This window comes from Pseudochrobactrum sp. AO18b (genome assembly GCF_000409565.1).
Lineage (GTDB): Bacteria > Pseudomonadota > Alphaproteobacteria > Rhizobiales > Rhizobiaceae > Pseudochrobactrum > Pseudochrobactrum saccharolyticum.
Genome location: NZ_ANNO01000361.1, coordinates 1 through 6815, shown reverse-complemented (window position 1 = coordinate 6815; position 6815 = coordinate 1). Strand labels below are relative to the sequence as shown.

General features: G+C 51.3%; 7 protein-coding genes. 5 read left to right on the top strand and 2 right to left on the bottom strand.

Features of this window, described 5'->3' with window-relative positions:
• Positions 1–20: 20 nt before the first annotated feature.
• Positions 21–638 (bottom strand): class I SAM-dependent methyltransferase, encoded by a 618-nt coding sequence (locus A918_RS0113950; protein WP_022711661.1) that lies wholly within the window; start codon positions 636–638, stop codon positions 21–23.
• 17 nt (positions 639–655) lie between these two features.
• The gene (mutY, locus tag A918_RS0113945; RefSeq protein WP_028233818.1) at positions 656–1750 is read right to left on the bottom strand and encodes an A/G-specific adenine glycosylase; all 1095 of its coding nucleotides are present in this window, start codon (positions 1748–1750) and stop codon (positions 656–658) included.
• 233 nt (positions 1751–1983) lie between these two features.
• Between mutY and A918_RS0113940 the strand changes: the two genes are divergently transcribed.
• The 5 genes from A918_RS0113940 to A918_RS0113920 form a co-directional block, all read left to right on the top strand.
• Positions 1984–2751, top strand: coding sequence for a glycosyltransferase family 25 protein (locus A918_RS0113940; RefSeq protein ID WP_028233817.1), 768 nt, complete (start codon positions 1984–1986; stop codon positions 2749–2751).
• A 1-nt stretch (position 2752) separates the two neighbouring features.
• Entirely contained in the window at positions 2753–4042 is a 1290-nt protein-coding gene (locus tag A918_RS20545) for an O-antigen ligase (protein WP_022711658.1), read from the top strand.
• A 9-nt stretch (positions 4043–4051) separates the two neighbouring features.
• The gene (locus A918_RS0113930; RefSeq protein WP_022711657.1) at positions 4052–4561 is read left to right on the top strand and encodes a DUF721 domain-containing protein; all 510 of its coding nucleotides are present in this window, start codon (positions 4052–4054) and stop codon (positions 4559–4561) included.
• Positions 4562–4737: 176 nt separating this feature from the next.
• The gene (locus A918_RS0113925) at positions 4738–5400 is read left to right on the top strand and encodes a DsbA family protein (protein ID WP_022711656.1); all 663 of its coding nucleotides are present in this window, start codon (positions 4738–4740) and stop codon (positions 5398–5400) included.
• A gap of 135 nt (positions 5401–5535) precedes the next feature.
• A partial coding sequence (locus A918_RS0113920; RefSeq protein WP_022711655.1) for a chromosome segregation SMC family protein occupies positions 5536–6815 on the top strand: 1280 nt, incomplete at its 3' end.

Sequence of the window (6815 nt, the reverse complement as noted above, 5' to 3'; positions counted from 1 at the left end):
CTTTTTTTTTGTGGACTGCTTCAGGACGTTTTACGGCAGAGCCAGACAGTAAGATGACCGCAATGCGGGTCATTTTCCACATATTGCACAACATCAAAACCGCTCTCGGATAAAAGACTGCGGTATTCCTCTGGTGCGAGGCTGGAGTGATAAAGCGGTTGCCCTTCAAAAGTGCCGATTGCTTCGCCATTTGCAGTGCCGCTGGTAAACATCAGAACTGCATTCTCTGCAGCGAGTGTTGCAAAGCGGGGAAACATCCGGCGCTGATCATCATGCTGCAGATGAAAGAAGCTGTTCCACGCGAGTATGCCGTCAAATTTCTGCGGGAGAGATAGCTCACGCATATCTGCGACCAGCCATTGCTGCTGAGGGAAACGGGTGCGGCAGATGTCTATCAGACTGGCAGAACTATCGATGCCGGTCAGCTGAAAGCCTGAGCGGATCAGGTGACCGGCCATAGGCTCGCCCGCTCCGCAACCAATATCCAGAACAGAGCCTTGATGGGGTAACAGACCGGTAAAGCGTGCCAGCCATTCCGCTTCCATCAGACCTTTGGCAGTATTGCTGCGCCGGATATCATCCCATTTCTGCGCATGCGTTTCATATAGCGGAATAATGTTATCTGCGTCTTTGGACATAGCATTTTTCCGGTTGTTTATTTGAAAGTGTCGGGCAGGACGGCGCTGATGGCTTTCTTCATCACTGTCGGCAGCGCTTCTTTTTCGAGATTATCCTGAGCAACCCACCAGCCATTATTGCTTGGCGGCATGGTTGAAACATCCGTTTTATAAACGCTGAGGCGTAATTCGAAATGAGTGAAAATATGAGTGATTGTACCGCTTTGCTGCCAGTTTGCAGCAATTGGTGCCGGATCAGTATTGGTCAATCGTGCAATATGCTCAGGAGAGGCCGCTTCATCTGCCGCGATCCATTCGCTGTTCGGCACTTCGCTCATACCGGCAAGCAGGCCTTTGTCAGGGCGTTTTCGCAAGTAGACATCGCCTTGCGGTGAGAGAATAATAAAAGCCGCACCATAGCGGACAGGGCGTGCCTTTTTTGGTGCTTTAACAGGGTAAAGCTCCGGCTCACCTTCCAATAAGGCTGCACAATTATCATTGAGCGGGCAGAGAATACAGGCCGGTTTCTTAGGCGTGCAGATTGTAGCACCGAGATCCATCATCGCCTGCGCAAAATCACCGGGGCGTGACTGCGGGGTCAGTTGTTCTGTAAAATTGCGAATTTCAGTCTTGGCCTGAGGCATCATGGTTTTGATCGCAAACAGGCGGCTCACTACGCGCTCGACATTACCATCGACAACCGCAGCCGGAATATCGAAGGCAATGGCAGCAATGGCGGCCGATGTGTAGTCGCCGATACCCGGCAATTGTTTGAGACCCTCCACACTCGCCGGAAACTGCCCTTTATGCTGAGAGGCTACCATATCCGCGCATTTCTTCAGGTTGCGGGCTCGGGAATAATAACCAAGCCCCGCCCAGCCACGCAGCACATCATCTTCGGTGGCATCGGCAAGTGCCTGCACATCCGGCCACAGACCGGTAAATTTGAGGAAATAAGCTTTAACCGCTTCAACCGTCGTTTGTTGCAACATGACTTCCGACAACCAGATGCGGTAAGGATCAGGACGCACACCTTGTTCGTGCTCAACGGGCGTTACGCGCCATGGCAAAATACGGTGATGACGATCATACCATGCCAGCAGCTTTTGCGCAGGAGCATCATCTCCCGACATGGCAGGAAACATCGTCGGACTGTTATCGGGGGAGACTTGGAGGCGCTTTTTCGTCATATTTTGTCAATAAATGATCTGTTTTCGGAATGCACCGGAAATTATTTTTAGCTTGTGCTTACAATGTGAAATCGTTTTCATTATGCAGCGGATAGTTTGACTGTCGTCATATTGCTGAGTACCACAATTTTATAAACCTTATTTTGTTGATGGAACAATATCCGAAAGGCTTGATATTGCAGAACAAACAAAGCTTTCCGGTCTATGTTCTCAATCTTGACCGCTCAAAAGACCGTTGGGATTCGCTGCTTGCACATGCGCAGGAAACCGGCATTGCGCTTCAGCGCGTGCCGGCAATTGACGGTAAATTGCTCGCAGAAGCGGATAAACGCCATTTTGATGATGCGGCTTTCCGACGCGATCACGGGAAGATTGCCTCCTCTGCGGAAATCGGCTGCTATTTCAGTCACATGAAGGCTCTGGAAATGATCGCGGCAGGCGATGCGCCAGCCGGTGTGATTATTGAAGATGATATCCGGTTTTCTGAAGAATTTGTTCCGGTTGTTGAAGCTGCAGCAGATTTGCAGGGCTGGGATGTCATCAAGCTGATCCATAACCGTCTTGTAGGGTTTCGTCCGGTTGAAAATCTCACAAATGATGTGGCGATCGGGCGTGTTACCCACGGGCCGCTTGGTAATGCCGGAGCCTATATTGTTTCAAAAGAGGGGGCGGCGAAAGTGCTTAAGGCGCTGCAAGTGATGCATCTTCCTTATGATGTGGCACTGGAGCGCGGCTGGGCGGGTTCGTATAATTTCTTCACCGCCAGCAGAGCTGTGGTAAGCAATGCCAATGAAAGCGCTTCAACAATATCCGAGGATATCAAAACCTATTCGCGGGCAAAATTACCGGCCCATAAACGGATCGGTACATTATTCTTTCGTATGAAAGACTATTTGCAAAGACTGTTTTACAGTTTCCAAAAAACAAATATCCGGCAACGGTGATATGCGAATTCTGCAAAAAAACTTTCTGATACGTCGTCGTATTGATCTCTGGCTTTTATGTCTGGCGGCAATCGCAATGCCGGTCCGTTATGCGCTCGGCCCGATTATCCTGTTCGTGTATAGTTGTATCGGTTTCTATCTGGCGCTCTACAAACACCGCTGGCACCGGATGTATGGTGCGCATTTTTATGTCCTGATATCTGCCTATATGATCTGGAGCCTCAGCCTGATGGCATGGCGCGGTGAGCTCAGTATTGCTAACCGGCAAGTGGGGTATGTGCTGCTGTTATGGCTCTATTCTTTTGCCGGATTGGGGATGGTTCTCATCCGTGACCCGCTGAGAATACTCGCATTCGGCTCCCGTACCGGCATCATTCTGTGTGCAATAATGGTTGCAGGAGAGGCGCTGTTTTGGGGCGGCCGTATCGGTATCGGCGGTAATCCTGCAGTATTTGCCTATGCGGCAGCAATTGCAGCAGTTGCTGCAACATTGCCGATTAAAAACGCTCCGCGTGTTTTACCGAACGGACCGTGGTATCTGGTCATTGGTACGGGGATCGTATTTGCCTCCGAAACCCGTGCGGTTATGATTACGCTGGCTCTGCTGGCAATATTTGAAATCATTGTGCTGATCGGCCGTATTGCCAGCCATAAGGTGAAAATCGGCAGTTCACTCATTCTGGCTGCCTGTCTGACCGCTGTCTTTACTGTTGGCCCTGTCGCCGGAGTTCTGTCGCAGCGCTTCGCCGGTATGGTGCATTATTATGAAACCGGCGACAGCAGCCAGTGGGCGGATAAATCCTCCGCAGATACACGTGAGCAGATGTGGCGCGGTGCGGTGAAAGTGGTTGCGGAACATCCTTTAATTGGTGTCGGCTCGGAACAAAAAATGACTGCAGTGCGGGAGGCTCTGGGCGATCAGGCAACTTTGCTCGACGGTTATATCCATGTTCATAATTCAGTGTTTGATGAACTGCTGGTCAATGGTGCAATCGGTTTCCTGTTGCTGCTGGCAGCGGCTGTATCCGGCTTCATTTTCTTCTGGCGCAATAATTCAGACTGTACGGTCCGGCGGGTGCTGATTTATTTTACGATCAGCTGGGGCAGCTATGCTATGCTGCATAATCCGCTGCTGCATGAGACCAGTATTGCTGTGACAATGTTCTTTTTCAGTGTGGTTTATGCGGGAACAAGCCGTAATATTTTGCGGCGTAACAGTGATGCCCGTAATGCTCTGGCATTTTATAACAGAGAAAAACCATCGCCCGTCGCGGCAATAAAACCGGCATAAAGGACAGAGATGAGCAGAGAGGAAAAATCGGGTTTTAAACCGCTGGCAGATACGGCCGGTAGTGTGCTCGATCCTGTCTTACGCAAACGCGCCGGTATTAATTTGTCGCTGATACAGGCATGGGAAGATGTGGTCGGGCCGCAGATTGGTGCGCAGTCGCGTCCGTTGCGGATTGTCTGGCCGCGACGCGCCCATGAGGATGATCCGTTTCAGCCGGCAACACTGATCATCGGCTGCGAAGGCATGGCAGCAATGCGCATCCAGCATTCCACCGGCGAGATCATCAATCGTGTGAATTCCTTTTTAGGTTTCGCTGCCATTGCCCGTATTCGCATTGAACAAAAATCTGTTGCCCCTGTTGCGCAACGTAAAGTCAAACCACTGATGCCGGTTGGTGCACCTGCCGAGAAAAAGCTGGCACAGGCAACAGTCGGTATTGAGGATGAGGCATTACGTGCCTCACTGATGCAGCTCGGCCGTAATATTCTGGCGGAAAAAGCCAATAAAAAGCCACGCTGATCCGAATTTCAAAGGGCAGATTACAGAGAATAAACAATGCGAAAACGGCTGAAAATTGCCCGTTAAGTCTCTGGAGACACACTGTTTATTAAAAACGCTTAAGCTGCCTGACAAAATTCCGGCAATTTGCTCTAATATCCGGAAACTATAGCAACGTGAATGAACGGGTGATTCGTATGATGTCTCAACTGAACCGCAGACAGCTTCTTGGAACTGCAGCTCTTGCAACTGCGGCATTGTCCGTATCTGCCGCCGGCAGTGCTCTGGCACAGACAGATGTTCCGAAGTCTGACGGCTCTGTCGATATGAAAAAACTGCTCGAAAAAGGTGCACTTGAGGATAAAGTGCTGGGGCAGGCTGATGCACCGGTAACAATCGTTGAATATGCTTCAATGACCTGCTCGCATTGTGCGACTTTTGCTGTGAATACACTTCCGGCAATTGAAGAAAAATACATCAAGACCGGCAAAGCCCGTCTGATCTTCCGCGAATTCCCGTTTGATCCGCGCGCAACTGCCGCCTTCATGCTGGCACGCTGTGCACCGGATGACCGTTATTTCCCGATGGTGGATGTGCTGTTCAAGCAGCAGATGCAGTGGGCTGCAGCCGATGATGCACAGGCTGCATTGCTGCAAATCTCCAAACTGGCCGGTTTTACACAGGAGACATTCAATGCCTGCTTGACGAACCAGCAGCTTCTCGATGATGTGAATGCTGTTCGTGAACGTGGCGCTGAGTTCGGTGTGAATGCAACGCCTACATTCTTTATCAATGGTCAGAAATATTCCGGAGCTCTTTCGGTTGAACAGATGTCGGCAGTTATCGACTCTATGCTCTGAACCTGATGCATATTCATGCAGCGGGGGCTTTTTTGCGCCCGCTGCATTTTCATATTTAAAAAAAATAGTGTCTGATTTTATTCCGCTCTTTATTGATTTGTTTTTGCCGCGCCCGGTTGCACGGAGCACTGGCTGATGCGTTTTACCAAACTGCGCCTTCTCGGATTTAAATCTTTTGTCGAGCCGATGGAATTCGTTATTGAAGGCGGATTGACCGGTGTCGTCGGGCCGAATGGCTGCGGCAAGTCCAATCTCGTCGAAGCGTTGCGCTGGGTTATGGGGGAAAACTCCTATAAAAATATGCGCGCTTCCGGCATGGATGATGTTATTTTCTCCGGCTCAGGCACACGTCCTGCACGCAACAGTGCGGAAGTAACCCTGTTTCTCGACAATAGCGACCGCTCTGCACCGCCTTCCTATAATGACGTGGATGAGTTGCAGGTCTCGCGTCGTATCGAGCGTGAATCCGGTTCCGTCTATCGCATCAATGGCAAGGAAGTCCGCGCCAAAGATGTGCAGCTATTGTTTGCTGATCAGTCTACCGGCGCGCGCTCACCATCTATGGTCGGTCAGGGGCGTATCGGTGAGCTTATTCAGGCTAAACCGCAGGCACGCCGTGCATTGCTGGAAGAGGCTGCCGGTATTTCCGGCCTGCATTCCCGCCGCCATGAAGCTGAACTGCGTTTGCGCGCCGCTGAAACCAATCTTGAACGTCTTGAAGATGTGGTCGGTGAGCTCGGCACCCAGATTGAAAGCCTTAAGCGTCAATCCCGTCAGGCTAACCGTTTCCGCGCATTGTCCGCAGATATCCGTGCGGCGGAAGCGATTTTGCTGCATTTGCGCTGGTCGCAGGCCAAGCAACAGGAAGGCGAGGCGCAAAGTGCTTTGGCAACCGCTACATCGCAAGTTGGTGCCATGGCACAGGCGCAGATGATTGCCGCCAAAGAACAGGCCATTGCCGCTCAGCATTTGCCGGAACTGCGTAATCAGCAGGCATCCGCATCTGCAGCCTTACAGCGTCTGACGATTGCGGTTTCGCAACTGGATGAAGAAGCGACGCGCCTGACACAGCGCCGGTCTGAGTTGTTAAAACGTCTTGAGCAGCTAAGCTCTGACATCGCCCGCGAAGAGCAGATGTTGCAGGAACATGCGGCTGTGCTTGAGCGTCTGGACGATGAAGAGCAGGATTTGCGTGAGCAGAATGAAGCTTCCGGCGATCGTGCGATTGAAGCAGAAGAACTGCTGGCCACAGCACAGGAACAATTGCAGGCTCATGAGTCTGAACTAGCGCAGATCACTTCTGCAAGAGCAGAGGCTGCAGCAGAGCGCACGCAAAGCGAACGTTTGGTACGTGATATTGCCGAGCGCAGTGAGAAACTCTCAGTGCAGTTGCGAACGGTAGAGCAGGACATTGC

Coding starts and splice junctions, on each gene's coding strand:
- A918_RS0113950 (WP_022711661.1), bottom strand. CDS start 638: ATGTCCAAAGACGCAGATAACATTATTCCGCTATATGAAACGCATGCG.
- mutY (WP_028233818.1), bottom strand. CDS start 1,750: ATGTCGGGAGATGATGCTCCTGCGCAAAAGCTGCTGGCATGGTATGAT.
- A918_RS20545 (WP_022711658.1), top strand. CDS start 2,753: ATGCGAATTCTGCAAAAAAACTTTCTGATACGTCGTCGTATTGATCTC.
- A918_RS0113930 (WP_022711657.1), top strand. CDS start 4,052: ATGAGCAGAGAGGAAAAATCGGGTTTTAAACCGCTGGCAGATACGGCC.
- A918_RS0113925 (WP_022711656.1), top strand. CDS start 4,738: ATGATGTCTCAACTGAACCGCAGACAGCTTCTTGGAACTGCAGCTCTT.